Annotated in this window: 18 protein-coding genes; 11 read left to right on the top strand and 7 right to left on the bottom strand. The window is 65.6% G+C overall.

What is annotated here, in order from left to right; all coding sequences use genetic code 11:
• Positions 1-194: 194 nt before the first annotated feature.
• The 3 genes from ACLB1G_RS10700 to ACLB1G_RS10710 all read left to right on the top strand — a co-directional run bounded on the left by ACLB1G_RS10700 (position 195) and on the right by ACLB1G_RS10710 (position 3,612).
• Positions 195-2,543 carry a Tex family protein gene (locus ACLB1G_RS10700; RefSeq protein WP_491627176.1) on the top strand — a complete coding sequence of 783 codons (2,349 nt, stop codon included), beginning with the start codon at positions 195-197 and terminating at the stop codon, positions 2,541-2,543.
• Positions 2,544-2,714: 171 nt separating this feature from the next.
• On the top strand, positions 2,715-3,029 hold the full coding sequence (gene grxD / locus ACLB1G_RS10705) for a Grx4 family monothiol glutaredoxin (RefSeq protein ID WP_491627177.1): 315 nt from the start codon (positions 2,715-2,717) through the stop codon (positions 3,027-3,029).
• Positions 3,019-3,612: a UbiX family flavin prenyltransferase gene (locus ACLB1G_RS10710; RefSeq protein WP_491627178.1), complete on the top strand. Its 594-nt coding sequence runs from the start codon at positions 3,019-3,021 to the stop codon at positions 3,610-3,612. The genes grxD and ACLB1G_RS10710 overlap by 11 nt, the downstream gene beginning before the upstream one ends.
• Here the strand turns inward: ACLB1G_RS10710 and ACLB1G_RS10715 are convergent.
• Together ACLB1G_RS10715 and ACLB1G_RS10720 are read right to left on the bottom strand one after the other, a co-directional pair.
• Positions 3,609-3,779, bottom strand: coding sequence for a hypothetical protein (locus ACLB1G_RS10715; RefSeq protein ID WP_491627179.1), 171 nt, complete (start codon positions 3,777-3,779; stop codon positions 3,609-3,611). The genes ACLB1G_RS10710 and ACLB1G_RS10715 overlap by 4 nt on opposite strands.
• A gap of 192 nt (positions 3,780-3,971) precedes the next feature.
• Positions 3,972-4,379, bottom strand: coding sequence for a hypothetical protein (locus ACLB1G_RS10720; RefSeq protein WP_491627180.1), 408 nt, complete (start codon positions 4,377-4,379; stop codon positions 3,972-3,974).
• Between the two features lie 402 nt (positions 4,380-4,781).
• Between ACLB1G_RS10720 and ACLB1G_RS10725 the strand changes: the two genes are divergently transcribed.
• The 6 genes from ACLB1G_RS10725 to ACLB1G_RS10750 all read left to right on the top strand — a co-directional run bounded on the left by ACLB1G_RS10725 (position 4,782) and on the right by ACLB1G_RS10750 (position 11,277).
• Entirely contained in the window at positions 4,782-5,171 is a 390-nt protein-coding gene (locus ACLB1G_RS10725; protein ID WP_491627181.1) for a MerR family transcriptional regulator, read from the top strand.
• An 86-nt stretch (positions 5,172-5,257) separates the two neighbouring features.
• Positions 5,258-6,442, top strand: coding sequence for an isovaleryl-CoA dehydrogenase (locus tag ACLB1G_RS10730; protein WP_491627182.1), 1,185 nt, complete (start codon positions 5,258-5,260; stop codon positions 6,440-6,442).
• A gap of 10 nt (positions 6,443-6,452) precedes the next feature.
• On the top strand, positions 6,453-8,282 hold the full coding sequence (aceK, locus tag ACLB1G_RS10735) for a bifunctional isocitrate dehydrogenase kinase/phosphatase (protein ID WP_491627183.1): 1,830 nt from the start codon (positions 6,453-6,455) through the stop codon (positions 8,280-8,282).
• Positions 8,275-9,474: an acetyl-CoA C-acyltransferase gene (locus ACLB1G_RS10740; RefSeq protein ID WP_491627184.1), complete on the top strand. Its 1,200-nt coding sequence runs from the start codon at positions 8,275-8,277 to the stop codon at positions 9,472-9,474. Before aceK ends, ACLB1G_RS10740 begins: the two co-directional genes overlap by 8 nt.
• Complete coding sequence (locus tag ACLB1G_RS10745) at positions 9,474-10,142, top strand: SDR family oxidoreductase (protein WP_491627185.1); 669 nt, start codon at positions 9,474-9,476, stop codon at positions 10,140-10,142. The genes ACLB1G_RS10740 and ACLB1G_RS10745 overlap by 1 nt, the downstream gene beginning before the upstream one ends.
• A gap of 7 nt (positions 10,143-10,149) precedes the next feature.
• Positions 10,150-11,277: an acyl-CoA dehydrogenase family protein gene (locus ACLB1G_RS10750; protein ID WP_491627186.1), complete on the top strand. Its 1,128-nt coding sequence runs from the start codon at positions 10,150-10,152 to the stop codon at positions 11,275-11,277.
• A 305-nt stretch (positions 11,278-11,582) separates the two neighbouring features.
• On the opposite strand, the gene ACLB1G_RS10755 is transcribed toward ACLB1G_RS10750, so the two are convergent.
• A complete protein-coding gene (locus ACLB1G_RS10755; RefSeq protein ID WP_491627187.1) occupies positions 11,583-12,503 on the bottom strand; it encodes a YihY/virulence factor BrkB family protein in 921 nt (306 codons plus the stop codon).
• 113 nt (positions 12,504-12,616) lie between these two features.
• Here ACLB1G_RS10755 and ACLB1G_RS10760 point away from each other — a divergent pair, with 113 nt between their 5' ends.
• Positions 12,617-13,855, top strand: coding sequence for a nucleoside recognition domain-containing protein (locus ACLB1G_RS10760; RefSeq protein ID WP_491627188.1), 1,239 nt, complete (start codon positions 12,617-12,619; stop codon positions 13,853-13,855).
• Between the two features lie 11 nt (positions 13,856-13,866).
• Complete coding sequence (locus ACLB1G_RS10765; protein WP_491627189.1) at positions 13,867-15,432, top strand: D-alanyl-D-alanine carboxypeptidase/D-alanyl-D-alanine-endopeptidase; 1,566 nt, start codon at positions 13,867-13,869, stop codon at positions 15,430-15,432.
• 105 nt (positions 15,433-15,537) lie between these two features.
• Here the strand turns inward: ACLB1G_RS10765 and ACLB1G_RS10770 are convergent, their stop codons facing one another.
• From ACLB1G_RS10770 to ACLB1G_RS10785, 4 genes are read right to left on the bottom strand one after another with little or no spacing between them, the layout of a single operon-like run.
• Positions 15,538-16,377: an N-acetylmuramoyl-L-alanine amidase gene (locus tag ACLB1G_RS10770; RefSeq protein ID WP_491627190.1), complete on the bottom strand. Its 840-nt coding sequence runs from the start codon at positions 16,375-16,377 to the stop codon at positions 15,538-15,540.
• A gap of 16 nt (positions 16,378-16,393) precedes the next feature.
• Entirely contained in the window at positions 16,394-17,305 is a 912-nt protein-coding gene (locus tag ACLB1G_RS10775; protein ID WP_491627191.1) for an N-acetylglucosamine kinase, read from the bottom strand.
• The gene (locus ACLB1G_RS10780; protein ID WP_491627192.1) at positions 17,302-18,972 is read right to left on the bottom strand and encodes a glycoside hydrolase family 10-like protein; all 1,671 of its coding nucleotides are present in this window, start codon (positions 18,970-18,972) and stop codon (positions 17,302-17,304) included. Before ACLB1G_RS10780 ends, ACLB1G_RS10775 begins: the two co-directional genes overlap by 4 nt.
• Positions 18,973-19,006: 34 nt before the next feature.
• Positions 19,007-20,275 carry an MFS transporter gene (locus tag ACLB1G_RS10785; RefSeq protein ID WP_491627193.1) on the bottom strand — a complete coding sequence of 423 codons (1,269 nt, stop codon included), beginning with the start codon at positions 20,273-20,275 and terminating at the stop codon, positions 19,007-19,009.
• Positions 20,276-20,360: the final 85 nt, after the last annotated feature.

A 20,360-nucleotide genomic window follows, 5' to 3' on the forward strand; every position in this document is an offset into this window, starting at 1 on the left:
TTAGTTTCAAATATGGTTCAAAAACGGCAACAGGCAATATTATCCGCGATCCACGTTTTCGTGTAGCCGGAATCTGCATGCGGCCGCCAACTATTTCTTGCTTTTTTTCACAGCATGGTGCGCCGTCACACAGTCCGTTTGCGCTGGCGCGCCACTTTTGCGTATGATCCCGGCCTTAACCCTGAGGATCCACCATGTTGCCTTCCATCGAACAACGTCTCGCCGTCGAGCTGGCCGCCAAGCCGGTCCAGGTCGCCGCCGCCATCGCCCTGCTGGACGAGGGCGCCACCGTGCCCTTCATCGCCCGCTACCGCAAGGAAGCCACCGGCGGGCTGGACGACACCCAGCTGCGCACCCTGGAAGACCGCCTGCGCTACCTGCGCGAGCTGGAAGAGCGCCGCGCCAGCATCATCGCCTCCATCACCGAGCAAGGGAAGATGACGCCAGCACTGCTAGATGCTGTCACGCACGCGGAAGACAAGACCCGGCTGGAAGACTTGTATCTCCCTTACAAGCAAAAACGCCGCACCAAGGCCCAGATCGCCATTGAAGCCGGCCTGGCGCCGCTGGCCGACAGCCTGCTGGCCGACCCCGCCCTCAACCCGGAACAGGAAGCCGCCAAGTTCCTGCGCGAGGCCTTCACCACGGCCGACGGCAACAACCCCGGCGTGGCCGACGCCAAGGCGGCCCTGGACGGCGCCCGCCAAATCCTCATGGAACGTTTTGCGGAGGACGCCACACTGCTGCAATCCTTGCGCGAATATGTACAAGATCATGGCGTGGTGGAATCGAAAATCATTGACGGAAAGCAAGAAGAAGGCGAGAAATTCGCCGATTACTTCGATTATTCCGAGCCGCTGGCCAACGTGCCCTCGCACCGCGCCCTGGCCCTGATGCGCGGGCGCCGCGAGGGCATCCTGGAAGTGTCGCTGCGGCTGGACAGCGAACCGGAAAAACCCAAGTGGGATGCGCCCCACAACCCCTGCGAAAACCGGATCGCGGCCCGCTTCGGCATCAAGCCGTCCGGCCGCCCGGCCGACAAGTGGCTGGCCGACACGGTGCGCTGGACCTGGCGCGTGAAAAGCTTCATGCACCTGGAAACCGAGCTGATGGGCGCCTTGCGCGAACGGGCCGACCTCGACGCCATCGGCGTGTTCGCCACCAACCTGAAAGCCCTGCTGCTGGCGGCCCCGGCCGGCCAGCGCGCCACCATGGGCCTGGATCCCGGCCTGCGCACCGGCGTGAAGGTGGCCGTGGTGGACGCCACCGGCAAGGTGGTCGATACCGCCACCGTCTACCCGCACCAGCCGCGCAACGACTGGGAAGGCAGCCTGCACACCCTGGGCAAGCTGGCCGCCAAGCATAACGTGTCGCTGATCTCGATCGGCAACGGCACCGCCTCGCGTGAGACCGACAAGCTGGCGCAGGACTTGCTCAAGCGCCATCCCGAGCTGAAGATGACCAAGATCGTCGTGTCGGAGGCGGGCGCCTCGGTGTACTCGGCCTCGGAATTCGCCTCGCGCGAGCTGCCGGAGCTGGACGTGTCGCTGCGCGGCGCCGTCTCCATCGCGCGCCGCCTGCAGGATCCGCTGGCCGAGCTGGTGAAAATCGATCCCAAGTCCATCGGCGTCGGCCAGTACCAGCACGATGTGTCGCAGACGCAGCTGGCGCGCAGCCTGGACGCCGTGGTCGAGGATTGCGTCAACGCCGTGGGGGTGGATGTCAACACGGCTTCGGCGCCGCTGCTGGCGCGCGTGTCCGGGCTGTCGGCGTCGGTGGCCCAGGCCATCGTCAGCTACCGCGACGTCAAGGGCGCCTTCACTTCGCGCGCCGGCCTGAAAGCCGTGCCGCGCCTGGGCGACAAGACCTTCGAGCAGGCTGCCGGCTTCCTGCGCATCACCAATGGCGAGAACCCGCTGGACGCTTCTGCCGTGCACCCGGAATCGTATCCGGTGGTGGAAAAAATCCTGGCCGACATCCAGAAGGATATCAAGGGCGTGATAGGCGACGCGGCCCTGCTCAAGCGCCTCAACCCGGCCAAGTATGCGGACGAGAAATTCGGCGTGCCCACCGTGAGCGACATCCTCAAGGAACTGGAAAAGCCGGGCCGCGATCCGCGTCCGGAGTTCACCACCGCCACCTTCAAGGAAGGCGTGGAGGAGATCCGCGACCTGCGCCCGGACATGATACTGGAAGGCGTGGTGACCAACGTGGCCGCGTTTGGCGCCTTTGTCGACATCGGCGTGCACCAGGACGGCCTGGTGCACATTTCCGCCCTGTCGAACACCTTCGTCAAGGATCCGCACACGGTGGTCAAGGCCGGGCAGGTGGTCAAGGTCAAGGTGCTGGAAGTGGACGAGAAGCGCAAGCGCATCGCCCTGACCATGCGCCTGTCCGACAGCGCGCCGCAGGCCGGCGCCCAGCCCCAGCAGCGCGCCGACCGCAACGACCGCCGCAGCCTGGGCCAGCAGCAAAAGAACAACAGCCGCGCCGAACCGCTGGGCGGCAGCATGGCGGCAGCCTTCGCCAAGCTGCGCAGCTGAGCCGGTTAAACATGGCCATGGCGTCGTTGCCGCTCCTCGCCGTGCAGTCGCACTGTCTTCGTCACGGCGCCTAGCCCTGTCCATGTTGAACCGGCTCTTAGTCCTGGCAGCACCCCCACCGGCATTTTCTTATAAAATGCCGGTATCTAACCCATTCCATCAGAGGCAGCCATGAGCGACGTACAAACCTGGATCAAAGAAACCGTGACCAACACCCCGGTGGTGCTGTTCATGAAGGGCACCGCCCAGTTCCCGCAATGCGGCTTTTCCGGCCGCGCCATCCAGATCCTGAAAGCCTGCGGCGTGCAGAACATCGCCACCGTGAACGTGCTGGACGATGCGGAAGTGCGCCAGGGCATCAAGGAATACTCGAACTGGCCGACCATTCCCCAGCTGTACGTGAAGGGCGAGTTCATCGGCGGTTCCGACATCATGAGCGAGATGTACGAGTCGGGCGAGCTCAAGGCCCTGCTGGATGCCGCCTGACCGTCCGACACGGCTGATCATCGCCATCACCGGCGCCACCGGCGCCGTGTATGGCGTGCGGTTGCTGCAAGTCCTGCAGCATCAGCCAAGTGTGGAAACCCACCTGGTCATTTCGGATGCCGCCGTCCTCACCCTGCACCAGGAAACCGGGCTGCAGCGGCGCGAGGTGGAAGCCCTGGCCCACGTGGTGCACAAGGTGCGCGACGTCGGCGCCTCCATCGCCAGCGGCTCCTTCCTCAGCGACGGCATGGTGATCGCCCCCTGTTCCATGAAGACCCTGGCCTCGGTGGCCCATGGCCTGTCCGACAACCTGATCGCGCGCGCGGCCGACGTGGTGCTCAAGGAAAGGCGCCGCCTGGTGCTGATGGTGCGGGAAACCCCGTTCAACCTGGCGCACCTGCGCAATATGACGGCCGTGACGGAAATGGGCGGCATCGTGTTCCCGCCCCTGCCCAGCTTCTACCACAATCCCCGCACCATAGACGAGATGGTGGACCAGACCGTGGCGCGCGTGCTGGACCTGTTTGGCCTGCCCAACACCCTGGCGCCGCGCTGGGGCGGCATGAAGGCCGACGCGCCCTAGCGCAGATCGTAAGCCTGGGCGCTGGCCCGTTTCAACTCCTTGGCTTCCTCCACCATGCGCCGCTGGGCATTGCGTTTGCGCATGACCTCGGCGTGCTGGGCCGCCGTCATGGGCGGCGCGGTCATCAGTTCTTTGAGCTGGGCTGCGTTGCTGTAGTTGCTTCTCATCGGCTGGCTCAAGGGCGATACTCCATCGTCAGTGCTGCGCTGCAGCGGGCTATCCCATTGTGCCTCAAATCCGTGTCTGTGCCATGACATATCTGTCATGCTTGCGTATGTTGCCGAACTTTATAGACAACTGCAGCGACGCGCCAGGCCCAGCCGAATACCGCCTCTCACCAGCTAAGCCGTGAAGCAATGTTACTTCTGGTAATTAACGCGCACTAGCATGCGGATGAACTCGCGCGCAATTTGCTTGTGATGCTCATCCAGACGTTGCAAATCAGCAATAAGCTTGACGTCGGCCGATTCGAAACGCGACAGCCCGTTGCCACCTTCGGCAGCCGGCGCGCCCTCCTCAGGACCGCCAAAGCGCAGCCATTCGGCGGGCACGCCCAGCCACTGGGCGATCATGCGCAGCTTTTCCTGGGTCGGTATGGCCTCGCCCACCAGCCATTTGCGCGCAGCGTGCACGGTGATCGGGCGGCCTTCGAAACGAATGTTAAATTCGCGCGCCAGGCGGGTCGGACTATCGGGTGAGTAATGGGCATTCTTGAGCGCTTGTTGCAGGCGCTGGCTGAAGCTTTCGCGTTCATTGGAAGAATTCATATTGGCACTATTTCACGTTGCGTCATGAAAGTCAGTCTCTTGCTATCCGCGAGCAATTGTGACGATTCGTGATTTTAAATTTAACATTCTATCCTCTGGATAAGCGCATTACAGCCTACTGTGGCGCAGAATTTTATTTGGAAAGCACCACAAAGCAGAGTTGTCCAGGACACGCAAGGCATACAACTGGAGTAAGGTTATTAGAATAACATTCTAATCGTCTTGTGAGGGAAATTCCCGCATGCTGCGTGGTTGCGACATAGATGAAATTTGTCAAATCCAGCGCTTGCCCATGATGACGCCGCCCCCCGTTTGGCGTCGCACGATACCTCCAGGCTATGGCGTAACTGCTACAATGTTTTTTGACGTTGACGTAAACGGAATCAGCGCTAGCACATCATCATGTCCACTACCTATACCATCACCGAACTGGCGCGCGAATTCGACATCACGCCGCGCGCCATCCGCTTCTACGAAGACCAGGGCCTGATCAGCCCTTCGCGCGAGGGCGCCGGCGGCCGCAACCGGGTGTACGCTCCGCGTGACCGCACCCGCCTCAAGCTGACCCTGCGCGGCAAGCGCCTGGGCCTGTCGCTGGCCGAGATCAAGAGCCTGGTCGACATGTATGAAAGTCCCAAGGACACGCAAGCCCAGATGCACCGATTCCTGGCCGTGCTGGCCCAGCACCGGGAAACGCTGGAGCAGCAGCGCGAAGACATAGAGATGTCGCTGGCCGAACTGGCCGCCCACGAGGAAGAATGCAAGCGCTTGCTGGCGGCCAGCGCGGCGTGACAGGCGCCGGCCTGAGGCTCACTTTACGTTTACGTTAACGTCATATCCGCGTATCATGGCGGCATACCTACCACAGCGAGGATGACATGTTCCACCTGCCCGGCCTGACCTTTGACCACGGAGAGGATATCGCCGCCCTGCGCGCCGCCGTCCAGCAATTCGCCGCCGCCGAGATCGCCCCGCGCGCGGCCGACATAGACCGCAGCGACCAGTTCCCCATGGACTTGTGGCGCAAGCTGGGCGACCTGGGCGTGCTGGGCATCACGGTGGGCGAGGAATACGGCGGCGCCGGCATGGGCTACCTGGCCCACATCGTCGCCATGGAAGAGATTTCGCGGGCCTCGGCCTCGGTGGGGCTGTCGTATGGCGCCCATTCCAACCTGTGCGTGAACCAGATCAAGCGCAACGGCAACGAGCAGCAAAAGCAGAAATACCTGCCCAAGCTGATTTCCGGCAAGTACATCGGCGCGCTGGCCATGTCCGAGCCCAACGCCGGTTCCGACGTGGTCAGCATGAAGCTGCGCGCCGACCTCAAGGGCGACCGCTACGTGCTGAACGGCACCAAGATGTGGATCACCAACGGTCCGGACGCCGACGTGCTGGTGGTGTACGCCAAGACCGACCTGGAAGCCGGCCCGCGCGGCATGACGGCCTTCCTGATCGAGAAAAACTTCCCCGGCTTCTCGGTGGCGCAAAAGCTGGACAAGCTGGGCATGCGCGGCTCGCACACGGGCGAACTGGTGTTCGACAACTGCGAGGTGCCGCTGGAGAACGTGCTGGGCGGCGTGGGCAAGGGCGTCAACGTGCTGATGTCGGGCCTGGACTTCGAGCGCGCCGTGCTGTCAGGCGGCCCGCTGGGCATCATGCAGGCCTGCATGGACGTGGTGGTGCCCTATGTGCACGACCGCAGGCAGTTTGGCCAGGCCATAGGCGAATTCCAGCTCATGCAGGGCAAGCTGGCCGATATGTACTCGACCATGATGGCCTGCAAGGCCTATGTCTACGCCGTGGGCCAGGCCTGCGACCGCGCCGCCGCCCCGGAAGCGGTGCGCCAGCTGCGCAAGGATGCCGCCGGCGCCATCCTGTACAGCGCCGAGAAAGCCACCTGGATGGCCGGCGAGGCGATCCAGGCCCTGGGCGGCAATGGCTACATCAACGAGTATCCGGTAGGCCGTTTGTGGCGCGACGCCAAGCTGTACGAGATCGGCGCCGGCACCAGCGAAATCCGCCGCATGCTGATCGGCCGCGAACTGTTTGCCGAAACCGCATAGCGCCATCCCCATGGCCAGGGTACCCGCCGCCTATCCCAAGCTGCTGCGTTCGCAGATTGCTTTCGATATCGCGCGCGCCATCCTGGATGGCTTCGACAAGCACTACCGTCTGTTCCGCCAGGCCAGCCAGCAGGCGCGCCAGTATTTCGAGCGCGGCGCCTGGCAGGAGCAGCAGCGCGCCGCGCGCGAACGCATCGATTACTACGACCAGCGCGTCCAGGAATGTGTGCAGCTGCTCGAGGATGAATACGAGCCGGAGGAACTGAGCGACGAAGTGTGGCGCGAGCTCAAGCTGCACTACATCGGCATGCTGTCCGGCCACAAGCAGCCGGAGCTGGCCGAAACCTTCTTCAACTCCGTGTGCTGCAACATCCTGCACCGGCGCTACTTCAACAACGAGTTCATTTTCGTGCGGCCCATGGTGTCCACCGACTACCTGGAGGGCGAGGAAGCGGCGCCCACCTACCGCGTCTACTATCCCGGCGCCGATGGCCTGCAGGCCACGCTCAAGCGCATCATCACCGGCTTCGGGCTGCAGGGACGCTACGCCAACCTGGACCAGGACGTGGAGCAGGTGCGCAAGCGCATGGACCAGCTGATGGAGGGACAGAAGGCGGAACCCAACCAGCAGATACAGGTGCTGTCCAGCCTATTCTTCCGCAACAAGGGCGCCTACGTGGTGGGCAAGGGCGTCAACGGCAACCGCGTGTACCCCTTCGTGGTGCCCATCCTGCACAACAACCAGGGCGAACTGATACTGGACACCGTGCTGTTCGACCAGGAGCAGATCGCGCTGCTGTTCTCCTTCACGCGCGCCTATTTTTTGGTGGACATGGAAGTGCCGTCGGCCTATGTGCAGTTCCTGCGCAGCCTGATGCCGCGCAAGCCGCGCAGCGAGATCTACACCCTCCTCGGCCTGCAAAAGCAGGGCAAGACCCTGTTCTACCGCGACTACCTGCAGCACCTGCGGCACTCGTCCGACCAGTTCCAGATTGCGCCCGGCATCCGCGGCCTGGTGATGCTGGTGTTCACGCTGCCGTCCTTCCCCTATGTGTTCAAGGTGATCAAGGATTTCTATCCGCCGCCCAAGGAGACCACGCCGGAACTGGTGCGCGAGAAGTACCTGCTGGTCAAGCACCACGACCGCGTGGGCCGCATGGCCGACACGCTGGAATACTCCAACGTGGCCTTCCCGCGCAGCCGCTTCAGCGACGAGCTGCTGGCCGAGCTGCAGCGCCATGCACCCTCGCTGCTGGAACAGGACGGCGAGCAGCTCATCATCCGCCACCTGTACATCGAGCGCCGCATGGTGCCGCTCAATCTATGGCTGGACCAGGCCGAAAAGGATGGCGACGCGCTGGCGCTGGAGCATGGCGTGGTCGAATACGGCAACGCCATCAAGGAACTGGTGGCGGCCAACATCTTCCCCGGCGATATGCTGTACAAGAACTTCGGCGTCACCCGCCACCAGCGCGTGGTGTTCTACGACTACGACGAAATCGAATACATCAGCGACTGCAACTTCCGCGCCATCCCCCCGCCGCGCAACGAGGAAGACGAGATGGCGGCCGAGCCCTGGTACCACGTGGGCAGGCACGACGTCTTCCCCGAGCAGTTCGGCGCCTTCCTGCTGGGGAACCCGAAGATACGCCACTACTTCATGCAGCACCACGCCGACCTGCTCACGCCCGAGTACTGGCAGGCGCGCAAACAGCACATCCTGGATGGCTATGTGGAGGACGTATTCCCCTATCCGCAGCACATCCGCTTTTATCACCAGCACCTGGCCCCGCCCCTGGTGGCGGCGCCGCCGTTTATGGAGACTCTAGAAAATGAATGATCCCATTGTCATCGTGGGCGCCGCGCGCACCCCCATGGGCGCCTTCCAGGGCGATTTCGCCGCATTGAGCGCGCACGACCTGGGCGCGGTGGCCATACGCGCCGCCGTGGAACGGGCCGGCATGGGGCCCGACGCCGTCGAGCACGTCTACTTCGGCAACTGCCTGATGGCCGGCCAGGGCCAGGCCCCGGCGCGCCAGGCCCTGCTGAAAGCCGGCCTGTCCGCCTCCACCGCCGCCGTCACCCTGTCCAAGATGTGCGGCTCGGCCATGCAGGCCGCCATTTACGCGCACGACGCCCTGGTAGCCGGCAGCGCCGACGTGATCGTGGCGGGCGGCATGGAATCCATGACCAACGCGCCCTACCTGGTGCCCAAGGCGCGCGGCGGCTATCGCATCGGCCACGGCATGCTGTTCGACCACATGATGTATGACGGCCTGGAGGACGCCTATTCGCGCAACGAGAAAACCGGCGAGGGCCGCTCCATGGGCACCTTTGCCGAGGAATGCGCGGCCAAATACGCGTTCACGCGCGAGGCGCAGGACGCCTACGCCATCGCCTCGGTCGAGCGCGCCCAGGCCGCCACCCGCGAAGGCTGGTTCGGCTGGGAGATCGCGCCCGTCACCGTGAGCGGCCGCGCGGGCGACACCGTCATCGCCCAGGATGAAGGCCCGCTCAAGGCCAAACCGGAGAAAATCCCGGCCCTGCGCGCCGCCTTCAAGAAGGATGGCACCATCACGGCCGCCTCGTCGTCGTCCATCAACGATGGCGCCGCCGCGCTGGTGATGATGCGCGAGTCCACTGCCGCCAAACTGGGCCTGGCGCCCATCGCCCGCATCCACGGCCATGCCACCCATGCGCGCGAGCCGGACTGGTTCACCACCGCGCCCATAGGCGCCATGCAGAAGCTGTTCGCCAAAACCGGCTGGACGGCGGCCGAGGTCGACCTGTTCGAAATCAACGAAGCCTTCGCGGCGGTGCCGATGGCGGCCATGCGCGAGCTCGACATCCCGCACAGCAAGGTCAACATCCACGGCGGCGCCTGCGCGCTGGGGCATCCCATAGGCGCGTCCGGCGCGCGCATCATCGTCACGCTGCTGGGCGCCCTGAAGCGCACCGGCGGCAAACGCGGCGTGGCCTCGCTGTGCATAGGCGGCGGCGAAGCGACCGCCATGGCCGTGGAGCTCATCTGATGGCGGCGGCACTGATCATAGGCGCCTCGCGCGGCATCGGCCACGAACTGGCGCGGCAATACCTGGCGGCCGGCTGGCGCGTGATCGCCACCGCGCGCAAGCAGGAGGATTGCGAGATGCTGGCGGCGCTGGGCGCGGAGGCGCACCAGCTGGACGTCACCAACGTGGAGGCGGTGGCCGGCATGGGCTGGAAGCTCGATGGCGAGGAGCTCGACGTCGCCATCCTGAATGCGGGCGTGTACGGTCCGCACCACGACGGCTTTCCGCTGCAGGCCGACTTCGACAGCGTGATGCACACCAACGTGCTGGCCGCCATGCGGCTGCTGCCCATCCTGGCGCCGCTGGTGGCCGAGGCAGGCGGCAGGCTGGCCGTGCTGTCCTCCCGGATGGGTTCACTGGGCGAGCGCGCCAGCCCGTCGGGATCGCTGTACCGCGCCAGCAAGGCGGCCCTGAATTCGGTGCTGATCGACACCGCGCTGCTGTGGGGCCCCAAGGGCGTCACTTGCGTGGCCCTGCATCCGGGCTGGGTGCAGACCGACATGGGCGGCGCCGGTGCCGACATCACGGTGGAGCAAAGCGCCTCCGGCATCCGCGCCACCCTGGCCGCGCTGCCAGCGTCCGAGCGCGCGGTCTACCGCAACTACGACGGCACGCCCATCGCCTGGTGAGGACCCCATGATACTGAGCGAACAGCACGAGATGATACGCGACGCCCTGCGCAGCTTTGCGCGGGAAAAGCTGGCGCCCAACGCGGCGCGCTGGGACCGCGACCACCACTTCCCGCGCGAGGAATTGAAGGAGCTGGCGGCGCTGGGCGCCTTCGGCGTGGCGGTGCCGGAACAATGGGGCGGCGCCGGCATGGATTATTTATCGTTGGCCTTGGTGCTGGAGGAAATCGCGGCCGGCGACGGCGGCACCTCGACCATCATCTCGGTCAACAACTGCCCGGTGTGCAGCATCGCCATGGCCTATGCCAGTGACCGGCAGAAGGAGCAGTGGCTGCGGCCACTGGCGCAGGGCGCGATGCTGGGCGCCTTCTGCCTGACCGAGCCGCACACGGGCAGCGACGCCGCCGCCCTGCGCACCACCGCCACCCTCGATGGCGACAGCTATGTGCTCAACGGCGCCAAGCAGTTCATCACCAGCGGCAAGCATGCCGATGTGGCCATCGTGCTGGCGGTGACGGACAAGGCGGCCGGCAAGAAAGGCATTAGCGCGTTCTGGGTGCCGACTTCCACGCCAGGCTACGTGGTGGCGGGGCTGGAGCAGAAGATGGGCCAGCACTCGTCGGACACGGCGCAAATCGTGTTCGAGAACTGCCGCATCCCGGCCGCCAACCTGATCGGCGTCGAAGGCCAGGGCTACAAGATCGCCCTGTCCGGCCTGGAGGGCGGGCGGATAGGCATCGCGGCGCAGGCGGTCGGCATGGCGCGCGCCGCGTACGAGGCGGCGCTGGCGTATGCGAAGGAGCGCGAGAGCTTCGGCCAGCCCATCTTCGGGCACCAGGCAGTGCAGTTCCGGCTGGCGGACATGGCGACCCGGATCGAGGCGGCGCGGCAGCTGATCTGGCATGCGGCATCCATGAAGGATGCGGGCCAGCCCTGCCTGAAAGAAGCCGCCATGGCCAAGCTGTTTGCCTCCGAAATGGCGGAACGGGTCTGCTCGGACGCGATCCAGGTGCACGGCGGCTACGGCTACGTGTCCGACTTCCCGGTCGAACGCATCTACCGCGACGTGCGCGTGTGCCAGATCTACGAGGGCACCAGCGACATCCAGAAGCTGCTGATCGCACGGGGGCTGTAAGCGAAAAAAAAGCCTGCATCGCTGCAGGCTTCGTTCCAATGTATTACCTATGCTTTAATCGCTGCCGGGATGTCCAGGGCTATCTGCCAAGTGACTCCGGAGTCTCGACGCCCATGCTATCTGCGTGGTGCCTCGACGTGTAAATCGACCAACGTATTCGGAATTACAAACTCCGGCTGTCTGCGTCGGCTGCGCTCCGGTCTTACACATATCGGAACGCGGCGCATTTGCCGGATGTGGGACTGTCCGCAAGCGGACCTCAACCACAGAACGCAGTATAACACGGCTTTTGTGCGCCGCACAAATTATTTTTCCACCGGTACCGGATCGGTGCGCAGGCCGGGATGCGACTCGCTGGCCGGATTGCGGCCCACCCGCTCGAATTCGGAAATCACCTGGGCCCCGAACAGCAGCAGGGTGGCGCCTATCTCCAGGCTGAACATCACCACGATGGCCGTGGTCAGCGAGCCATACACCACGTTCACGTGCGACAGGGTGCTGAAGTACCACACCAGCACCCGGCGCGCGATTTCCCACAGCAGCGCGGCCGTCACGCCGCCGATCAGCGCATGCGATACCGACAGCCGCCCCACCGGCATCACCAGGTAGATGGAACTGAGCACCAGCACCTCGCCGGCAAAGCCCAGCAAATACAGCAGCACGCCCGAAACCCCGTCCAGCGACCAGGTATGGCCGAGGAACTGTATGCTCTCCTCGCCCAGCACCTGCAAGCCGCCCGCCACCAGGGTCACCAGCAGCATGCCCACGCCCAGCGACAGGATGTAGCAGTAGGGCAGGATGGCCGAGGTCAGGTAATGGCGGCGCTGTATCGCCACCCGGTGCATGAAGATCACGCACATGGCGTTTTCCAGCACGCCAAAGGCCAGGGAGCTGAAGAACAGCATGGTCAGCACCATCATGCCGCCCACCAGGTCGCGGTGCGCCAGGAAGTGGCCGACCTCGGTGACGATGGCGCCCGACTGTCCCGGCACCAGCCACTCCAGGTAGCGCCCCAGGGTATCGAGCAGCTCCTGCTGGTCGATCACGTGCGACAGCGCCACCACCACCAGCATCACCAGCGGCACGATGGACAGCAGCGAGTAATAGGCCACCGCGCCGGCCAGCAGCAAGCCCTGGTTGGCGCGAAATCCCTTGATGGTCTGCAGCAGGAAGCCCAGCGGGTGCGACGCCACGTGGGACAGCGCCCTGCGGGTGAACAGCTTCATTGCCGGCTCCGTCGTATGAGTATGCTGGCATTCTACGCAAGGCGCCGAAATCGCGGCGTACCGGTCGGTGTGCGGCACGTTATACTCTGCCATCCTCCTTCTTTGTCCGTGATATGTCGCTCAATTACATCTGGTCCGGCTTCTTCCTGGTGGGCTTCGGCGCCGCCCTGGCCCAATTCCTGTTTTTAGGCGACACCGAGATCTTCAAGCGCATCATCGACGGCACCTTCGATTCCGCCAAGGCGGCGGTGATGGACATCGCCCTGCCGCTGGCCGGCGTGATGACGCTGTGGCTGGGCATCATGAACATCGGCGAGAAAGCCGGCGCGGTGGATCTGCTGGCGCGCGTGATCTCGCCCTTCTTCTCGCGCATCTTCCCCGACGTGCCGAAAAACCACCCGGCCACCGGCCACATGGTGATGAACTTCTCGGCCAACCTGCTGGGCCTGGACAACGCCGCCACCCCGTTCGGCCTGAAGGCCATGGAGAGCCTGCAAACCCTGAACCCCAACAAGGACGAGGCCAGCAACGCGCAGATCATGTTCCTGGTGCTGCACACCTCGGGCCTGACCCTGATCCCGGTGGCCATCATGGCACAGCGCGCCATCCTGGGCGCGGCCGATCCGTCCGACATCTTCATCCCCTGCATGATCGCGACCTATGTGGCGACGGTGGCCGGCATCATCGCGGTTTCCATCCGCCAGCGCATCAACCTGCTCAACGGCGTGGTGCTGGGATGGCTGGGCGGCATGACGGCCGCCATCGCGGCGCTGATCTGGACCTTCACGCAATACCTGGACAAGGCGCAGATCGAAGTGGTGTCCAAGGTCGCCAGCAATGTGCTGCTGATGGCGGTGATCGGCGGCTTCATCATCGGCGCCCTGCGCAAGAAAGTGAATGTGTACGAGGCCTTCATCGAGGGCGCCAAGGGGGGCATCCAGACTTCGCTGACCGTGATTCCCTACCTGGTCGGCATGCTGGTGGCCATCGGCGTGTTCCGCAACGCGGGCGTGTTCACCTTCGTGGTGGATGGCTTCAGCTGGCTGTTCGGCGCCCTCGGCTTCAACACCGATTTCGTGCCAGCCCTGCCGACCGCGCTGATGAAGCCACTGAGCGGCAGCGGCGCCAAGGCCATGATGATAGACACCATGCGCACCTACGGCCCGGATTCCTTCGTCGGACGCCTGGCCTGCATCTTCCAGGGTTCGGCCGACACCACTTTCTACATCGTGGCGCTGTATTTCGGTTCGGTGGGCATACGCAGGACGCGCTACGCGATCTCCTGCGGCCTGCTGGCCGACCTGGCCGGCGTGATTGCCGCCATCTGCGTTGCCTACGTGTTCTTCCATTGACAGGATCTTCCATGCTACGCCGCCTCATCCTTGCCGCGCTGTTCGCTTGCGGCGCCGCCCATGCCGAACTGCCGGAACCGGTCGCGGCCCTGCTGCAAAAGGCGCACATTCCGCAGGACGCCATCGGCCTGGTGGTGCTGCGCGGCGATGCGCCGCTGGTGTCGCACAATGCGCAGCAAAGCATGCAACCAGCGTCCACCATGAAGCTGTTCACCACCCTGGTGGCGCTGGAGCAGCTGGGCCCCGTGTTCCGCGGCCGCACCGAGCTGCGTTCCAGCGCGCCCGTGGTGAACGGCGTGCTGCAGGGCGACCTGTATCTGCGCGGCGGCGCCGACGCGGATTTCAACGAGGATGCGCTATTCCATATGCTGCAGGCGCTGCGCAGCCAGGGCATACAGCACATCGCGGGCGACGTGGTGCTGGACCGGCTGCTGTTCCAGCCGGCGCGGCTGGATGTGGGCGTGGCGCCCTTCGATGAATATCCCTGGGCCTACTACAACGTGATTCCGGATGCGCTGCTGCTCAACACCAACCTGCTCAAGCTGGAACTGCGCGCAAGCGCCAGCGGGCTGTCGGTGGCGATGCTGCCCGAGATGGACAAGGTCAGCGTGCAGGCCGACCTGAAGCTGACCGACGCGCCTTGCGCCAAGTGGGAAGAGGGCTGGAAGACGCCGGACACCACGCGCGACGGCGAACAGATCAAGGTGGTCTTGCATGGCAGCTTTCCGAAGAATTGCGTGCGCTCGACCAGCGTGAATGTGCTGGACCGGCACGACTACCTGGCGCGCCTGCTGCGCGCGCAATGGAGCCGTTTGGGCGGCAGCCTGGCGGGTACGGTGCGCGAGGCCGTGCCGGCGGCATCGGACCTGGCGCCAGCGGCGGCGTCGCAAGCCTCGGCTGCTGGCGCGCCAGCACCGTCCGGCGCGGCGCCTGCGCTGGCGGGCCAGCCCGATCCGGCCGCGCGCGACATGGCGCCGGGCGCGGCGCGCCTGCTGGCCGAACACGTTTCGCGCGCGCTGCCGGAAGTCCTGCGCGACACCAATAAACTGTCCGACAACACGCTGGCGCGCACCATTTTCCTCAGCCTGGGCAGCCTGGAAGCCGACCCCGTGCTGGGCAGCCGTCCCATCGTGGCCGATCCCGCGATGAGCACCACGGCGCGCGCCGACCTGGCCCTCCGCGCCTGGCTGCTGCGCCACCAGATCGACGACCGTGGCCTGGTACTGGACAATGGCTCGGGCCTGTCGCGCAGCGAACGCGCCACGGCGGCCCAATTGGCAGGCGTGCTGCAGGCTGGCCAGCAAAGCGCATGGATGCCGGAATTCCTCTCCAGCCTGCCGATCGCAGCGCTGGACGGCACCATGAAGCGCCGCCTGAAAGACAGCCCGGCCGCCGCCCGCGCCCGCCTCAAGACGGGCAGCCTGAACGGCGTGATCGCCATCGCCGGCTACGTGCCGGACGACGGCGGCCACCCATGCATCGTGGTGGCCATCATCAACCACCCCAACACCGCCAACGGCGCAGGCCGCACGGTCCTGGACGGCATCGTGGACTGGGTTGCACAGGGCGCACGCTAGCCGAGAAGCCGCTTCAGGATGTCCAGAGCACCGCTGCGGCGCCTTGTCGGGCGGACCTGCCGTCTTGGCTGCCGCGCCTGGCCACGCGTATTTGGAAACCGGCTCTTATTGCGGCTCCGCCGGCGGAGGAGCCGATGGCGCGGCGGGCGCCGGCGTGGTCAGCACGTCCAGGATGGCTGCCGTTTCCGGGTCGAGGGCGCCGTCGAATTTGGTTGGGCGGAACTTGGATTGGAAGGCCGACAGCACGTTGCGCGAGGCTTCGTCCCAGACGCCGGTCTGCGGCACCGTATAGCCATGCTGCGCCAGCTTTTTCTGGAACCAGAAATTGTCCGGTAACTGCGCCTGGTAGAGCGCCAGCTGCGCCGCCACCCGGCCCTGGTCGGGCCAGGCCACCAGGCCGGCATCGGCCAGCTGCTTCCAGGGGAACATCGGTCCCGGATCCTGCTTGCGCTGCGGCGCGATCTCGTTGTGGCCCAGGATGTTCTCCGGCTTGATGCGGTAGCGCGCCGCGATGTCCTTCACCAGCAGTATCACCTGGTCGATCTGGTTCTGCTTGAACGGCGTCCAGACCCGGCCCTGCGGCGTGTCGCGGAAGCCGGGGTTGACGATCTCGATGCCGATCGACGCCGAATTGAGCTGGTTGTAGATGCGCCAGTTGCTGTAGCCCGCGTGGTTGGACTGGCGCGCCTCGTCCACCAGTCCATAGATCACCGGCGGATCGCCGTCCGTCACCAGGTAATGCGCGCTGACGTCGGTGGTGGTCAGGGTGCGGATGGAGCGCGGCGTGTCGCTCACCGTGTAGTGCAGGATGATGTACTTGATGCGCTCACTCTGGCCGCGCGCGGACAGGCTGCGGTCGATCACCGGGCCGGATGGCGGCACGGTGGCGCAGCCGGCCAGCAGAGCCAGCGCGGCGGAAAGGACGGTCAGCTTGACGGTGTTCATGGGTAGTCCGAAAAAATCAATTTCCGCAGTGTAGTGCAAGACGGGCCGCCGCATGGTGCGGCCTCACGCTTATTTCGCGCAGTTCCAGCCCGGGCGGCAGCGCGGCGCGCATCGATGAGGCGATCAAGGGATGCAGGGTGGCGGCGCGTCCGGCCAGCGCCACCGGCCTGGCGCCGTAACGGGACACCAGCGCCAGCGCGATGCGCGCCAGTTCGCGGCCGGCCTGTTCCAGGATGGCGACGGCGGCCGTATCGTCGTCCGCGCTGGCGGCGACGGCCAGCGCCAGCTTGCCCATGTCGCCGCGCGCGGCGCCGTACACGAATTCGCGCGAGCGGGCCCAGTCACTGCCGCCCACCATGTCGAACAGGGCGCGCGCCATGGCCGATTGCCGCCAGGCGCCCGGCTGTTCATCTTCCAGGCGCCACACGTGGCGCAGGGCCTCGCGCCCGATCCAGTAGCCGCCGCCGCCATCGTCCAGCGCGACGCCACGGCCACCGGCGCGGTGCAGCTGCCCGTCGGCGTCGATGAAGGCGGCGATGGAGCCGGTCCCGGCGTACACCAGGTAGCCCTCGCCCGGCCCGTGGCAAGCCAGGCAGGCGATTTCGATATCGCTGCGCAGGCCTATGCGTTCGGTCGGCAGCGCCAGGTCCGCCGCCAGCCAGGCCGACAGCTGCGCGCCATTGCTGTCATTACCGCCAAAGCCGGTCAAGCCGGCGCAAACAGCCAGCGGCCGGCCGCGGGCCAGCACCTGGCGCGCCAGGTCGCCCAGCGTGGCGCGCAGGGCTGCCCGCCCCTCCTCGCTGGCCATCTGGTTGACCGACAGGCCGGCGGCCTCGCCCTCGGCCACGATGGCGCCATCGGCGCCGGCCAGCGCCCAGCGGGTGGCGCTGCCGCCCGCGTCCAGACCAAGCGCCAGCGCCAGGGTCATCGCAGCACGGTGACGCGTTCGCTCTCGTTGCCGAGGCGGTCGACCGCGCTCACCACCACTGCGTTGGCGGCGCCGCCCGAGGCATCATCCTGCAGCAGCAGCACCGGCCGCGCTGCTGGGGCGACGGCAAAGCGCCACTCGCTGCCGTAGCGGGTCCAGATGGCGTACTGCGCCACCGGCTTGCCGCCACCCGGATTGAGCTCCACCGCCAGCCCGCCCTGGGCGCGCTTGCAGGAAGCCTTGGGCGCGCCCGGCGCCTCGCTGCCCAGCCAGGGCGTGGGCGGCACCAGGGCCGCGCTCTGGTAGGCGCGCGCACGCAGCTGGTCGCTGATGCCCTTGCGGTTTTCCATCAGCGGGGCGATGGAGAAGTGCAGGTGGCCGGCGCCACGTCCGCGGCTGCGGGTGACGGCTATCTGCTTGACGATTTCCTCCGGCGCGTAGGCCTTGGTGGCGGCGTCGATGCGGCTGGTGTACAGGCCCGGCCACACGTGGCGCGCATGGCTGTTCTGCGCCAGCCAGTAGTCGAGCAGCACATCAAAGGCTTGCGGCGTCTGCGACACCGGCCAGTACAGCTGCGGCGCCAGGTAATCGAGCCAGCCTTTGGACAACCACAGCTCCGCATCCGCATACAGCTTGTCGTACTGGCTGAAGCCGACGATGCCGGGTGGGCGCTTGTCCGGCCGTCCGATGCCGAACGGGCTGACCCCGAAGCGCACCCAGCTCTTTTCCTTGCGGATGCCCAGGTACAGCTGTTCTATCATGTTGTTGACGTTCTGGCGCCGCCACGAGGCGCGGTCCAGTTGTCCTCCGCCCAGCAGGTAGCGCTGCCAGGACGGCTGGTCGGGGAATTCCAGCTCCGGCTTCTGGGCGCCGGACACGCCGCCATCCAGCGCCACGCCTTCCGGCCCGGCCGCGTTGGGCGCGTCGATCGGATAGGGATAGAAGTAATCGTCGATGTGGACGCCGTCGATATCGTAGCGCCGCACCACGTCCAGCACTACGTCCAGCGTGTGCTGCGAGGCGGCCGGTTCGCCCGGGTCCATCCACAGGTAGCGGCCATAGGTCTTGACCGTCTCCGGTTTGGTCTTGGCGATATGGCCGGGCGCCAGCGGGGTCCTGGCGGTGGCGTGGCGCGCGCGGTAGGGATTGAACCAGGCGTGCAGCTCCAGCCCGCGCAAATGGGCCTGCTCGATCCAGAACTGCAGCGGGTCCCAGGCCGTCTTGGGCGGCCGGCCCTGGGCGCCGGTGAGGAATTCCGACCACGGTTCCAATTGCGAGGGATAGATGGCGTCGGCGCTGGGCCGCACCTGCAGCACGATGGCGTTCAGGTTCAGCAAACGGGCCCGTTCCAGGATGGCCAGGGCCTCGGCCTGCTGCTTTTCCATGCTCAGGTTGTTGCGGCTGGGCCAGTCGATATTGGCCACTGTGGACACCCAGGCGGCGCGGAATTCGCGCGGCGCCGGCGGCGGCATGAAACCGTCGGCCGGGCTGCTTGCCGGTGCGGGCGTGGGCGCTGCCCCGGGCAGGCCAGCCGGCGGCGGCATGGCGCCGGCAACCGGCGCCGGGACCGTGGGCGTACTGGAACAACCATCCAGCAGCATGGCCAGCGCACCGCTGCCAGCGGCGGCCAGCGTCATCCGCCTTTTCGCATTAAAAACCAAAACCATTCCCCGTATCAGTTGAAGCAGCGTATTGTAATGCTCAGCCGTTTTTTTTCAGGCCGAATCCGGCAACGATCTCCACCCTGGCAACAGCAATGAAGGCAGGCAAGGTGCACAAACAGCTCCACAGGAAAAAATTGCGGTAGCCCAGCAAGGATTGCAGCTCGCCGCTGAGCATGCCTGGCAGCATCATCCCGAGCGCCATGAAGCCGGTGCAGATGGCGTAATGGGCGGTCTTGTGCTCGCCATCGGCCACCATGATCATGTACAGCATGAAGGCGGCAAAGCCGAAGCCGTAGCCGAATTGCTCAACCGCAATGCAAAGCGTCACCAGGGGCAGGCTGGAGGGCTGCATGGCGGCCAGGTAGACAAACACCAGGTCCGGCAGGTGCATGACCAGCACCATGGGCCACAGTGCCCGCTTCAGCCCGAAGCGGGCAATGGCCACGCCGCCCGCCAGCCCGCCCAGCACCAGCGCGATCACGCCTATGGTGCCGTACACCACGCCATACTGGGCGGTGCTGAGGCCCAGGCCGCCTTTTTCCAGCGGATCGAGCATGAAGGGACCCGCCATCTTCAAGAGCTGGGCCTCGCCCAGACGGTACAGCAGCAAAAAACACAGGATGCGGGCGATGCCGGGCTTGGCAAAAAAGCTGCGGAAAGTGGCCACAAAGTCGCGCCACAGGCCGCCCGAAGCATGCGCCCGGTCCTGGGCGGGACGCGGCAGGACCAGCTGGTGGTAAACGCCCAGGGCCAGGAACAGCACGGCCACCAGGCCGAACACAGCCGACCAGCCCAGCGCCGGATCGCCGCTGCGCTCGCTGAGGGCGCCGGCCAGGTAGACCAGTCCGCCCTGTCCCGCCACCATGCCGAATTTATAAAAGGTGCTGCGCACGCCGACAAAGGCGGCCTGATGGTGCTGGGGCAGGGCCAGCATGTAGTAGCCGTCGCCGGCAATATCGTGGGTGGCCGAGCTGAACGCCATCAGCCACAGCAGGGCCAGGCTGAGCTGGAAGAATTGCGGCAGGTGCAGGGTCAGCGGCACCAGCGCCAGCGCGGCGCCGATCAGCAGCTGCAGCGCGACGATCCAGCGGCGCTTGGTGCCCAGCATCTCCACCAGCGGCGACCACAGCGGCTTGATCACCCACGGCAGGTACAGCCAGCCCGTGTACAGCGCCAGCTCGGCGTTGGACACGCCCAGGTTCTTGTACATCACGGTGGACAGCATCATCACCGTCACATAGGGTATGGCCTGCCCGAAGCACAGCGAGGGGATCCAGGACCAGGGGCTGGGTGGTGCTGCGGCCATACGTCCTTGAGCTGTCTGTCAAATCAGCAAGGATACAGGACATTGGTGCAGCACAAGCGTCCTCACGCCGCCATGGACTACACTG

Source organism: Duganella kummerowiae (assembly GCF_053572355.1).

What these genes read in the sequence shown, in the direction of transcription:
- ACLB1G_RS10700 (WP_491627176.1), top strand. Translation starts at nt 195, where the DNA reads ATGTTGCCTTCCATCGAACAACGTCTCGCCGTCGAGCTGGCCGCCAAG.
- grxD (WP_491627177.1), top strand. Translation starts at nt 2,715, where the DNA reads ATGAGCGACGTACAAACCTGGATCAAAGAAACCGTGACCAACACCCCG.
- ACLB1G_RS10710 (WP_491627178.1), top strand. Translation starts at nt 3,019, where the DNA reads ATGCCGCCTGACCGTCCGACACGGCTGATCATCGCCATCACCGGCGCC.
- ACLB1G_RS10715 (WP_491627179.1), bottom strand. Translation starts at nt 3,779, where the DNA reads ATGAGAAGCAACTACAGCAACGCAGCCCAGCTCAAAGAACTGATGACC.
- ACLB1G_RS10720 (WP_491627180.1), bottom strand. Translation starts at nt 4,379, where the DNA reads ATGAATTCTTCCAATGAACGCGAAAGCTTCAGCCAGCGCCTGCAACAA.
- ACLB1G_RS10725 (WP_491627181.1), top strand. Translation starts at nt 4,782, where the DNA reads ATGTCCACTACCTATACCATCACCGAACTGGCGCGCGAATTCGACATC.
- ACLB1G_RS10730 (WP_491627182.1), top strand. Translation starts at nt 5,258, where the DNA reads ATGTTCCACCTGCCCGGCCTGACCTTTGACCACGGAGAGGATATCGCC.
- aceK (WP_491627183.1), top strand. Translation starts at nt 6,453, where the DNA reads ATGGCCAGGGTACCCGCCGCCTATCCCAAGCTGCTGCGTTCGCAGATT.
- ACLB1G_RS10740 (WP_491627184.1), top strand. Translation starts at nt 8,275, where the DNA reads ATGAATGATCCCATTGTCATCGTGGGCGCCGCGCGCACCCCCATGGGC.
- ACLB1G_RS10745 (WP_491627185.1), top strand. Translation starts at nt 9,474, where the DNA reads ATGGCGGCGGCACTGATCATAGGCGCCTCGCGCGGCATCGGCCACGAA.
- ACLB1G_RS10750 (WP_491627186.1), top strand. Translation starts at nt 10,150, where the DNA reads ATGATACTGAGCGAACAGCACGAGATGATACGCGACGCCCTGCGCAGC.
- ACLB1G_RS10755 (WP_491627187.1), bottom strand. Translation starts at nt 12,503, where the DNA reads ATGAAGCTGTTCACCCGCAGGGCGCTGTCCCACGTGGCGTCGCACCCG.
- ACLB1G_RS10760 (WP_491627188.1), top strand. Translation starts at nt 12,617, where the DNA reads ATGTCGCTCAATTACATCTGGTCCGGCTTCTTCCTGGTGGGCTTCGGC.
- ACLB1G_RS10765 (WP_491627189.1), top strand. Translation starts at nt 13,867, where the DNA reads ATGCTACGCCGCCTCATCCTTGCCGCGCTGTTCGCTTGCGGCGCCGCC.
- ACLB1G_RS10770 (WP_491627190.1), bottom strand. Translation starts at nt 16,377, where the DNA reads ATGAACACCGTCAAGCTGACCGTCCTTTCCGCCGCGCTGGCTCTGCTG.
- ACLB1G_RS10775 (WP_491627191.1), bottom strand. Translation starts at nt 17,305, where the DNA reads ATGACCCTGGCGCTGGCGCTTGGTCTGGACGCGGGCGGCAGCGCCACC.
- ACLB1G_RS10780 (WP_491627192.1), bottom strand. Translation starts at nt 18,972, where the DNA reads ATGGTTTTGGTTTTTAATGCGAAAAGGCGGATGACGCTGGCCGCCGCT.
- ACLB1G_RS10785 (WP_491627193.1), bottom strand. Translation starts at nt 20,275, where the DNA reads ATGGCCGCAGCACCACCCAGCCCCTGGTCCTGGATCCCCTCGCTGTGC.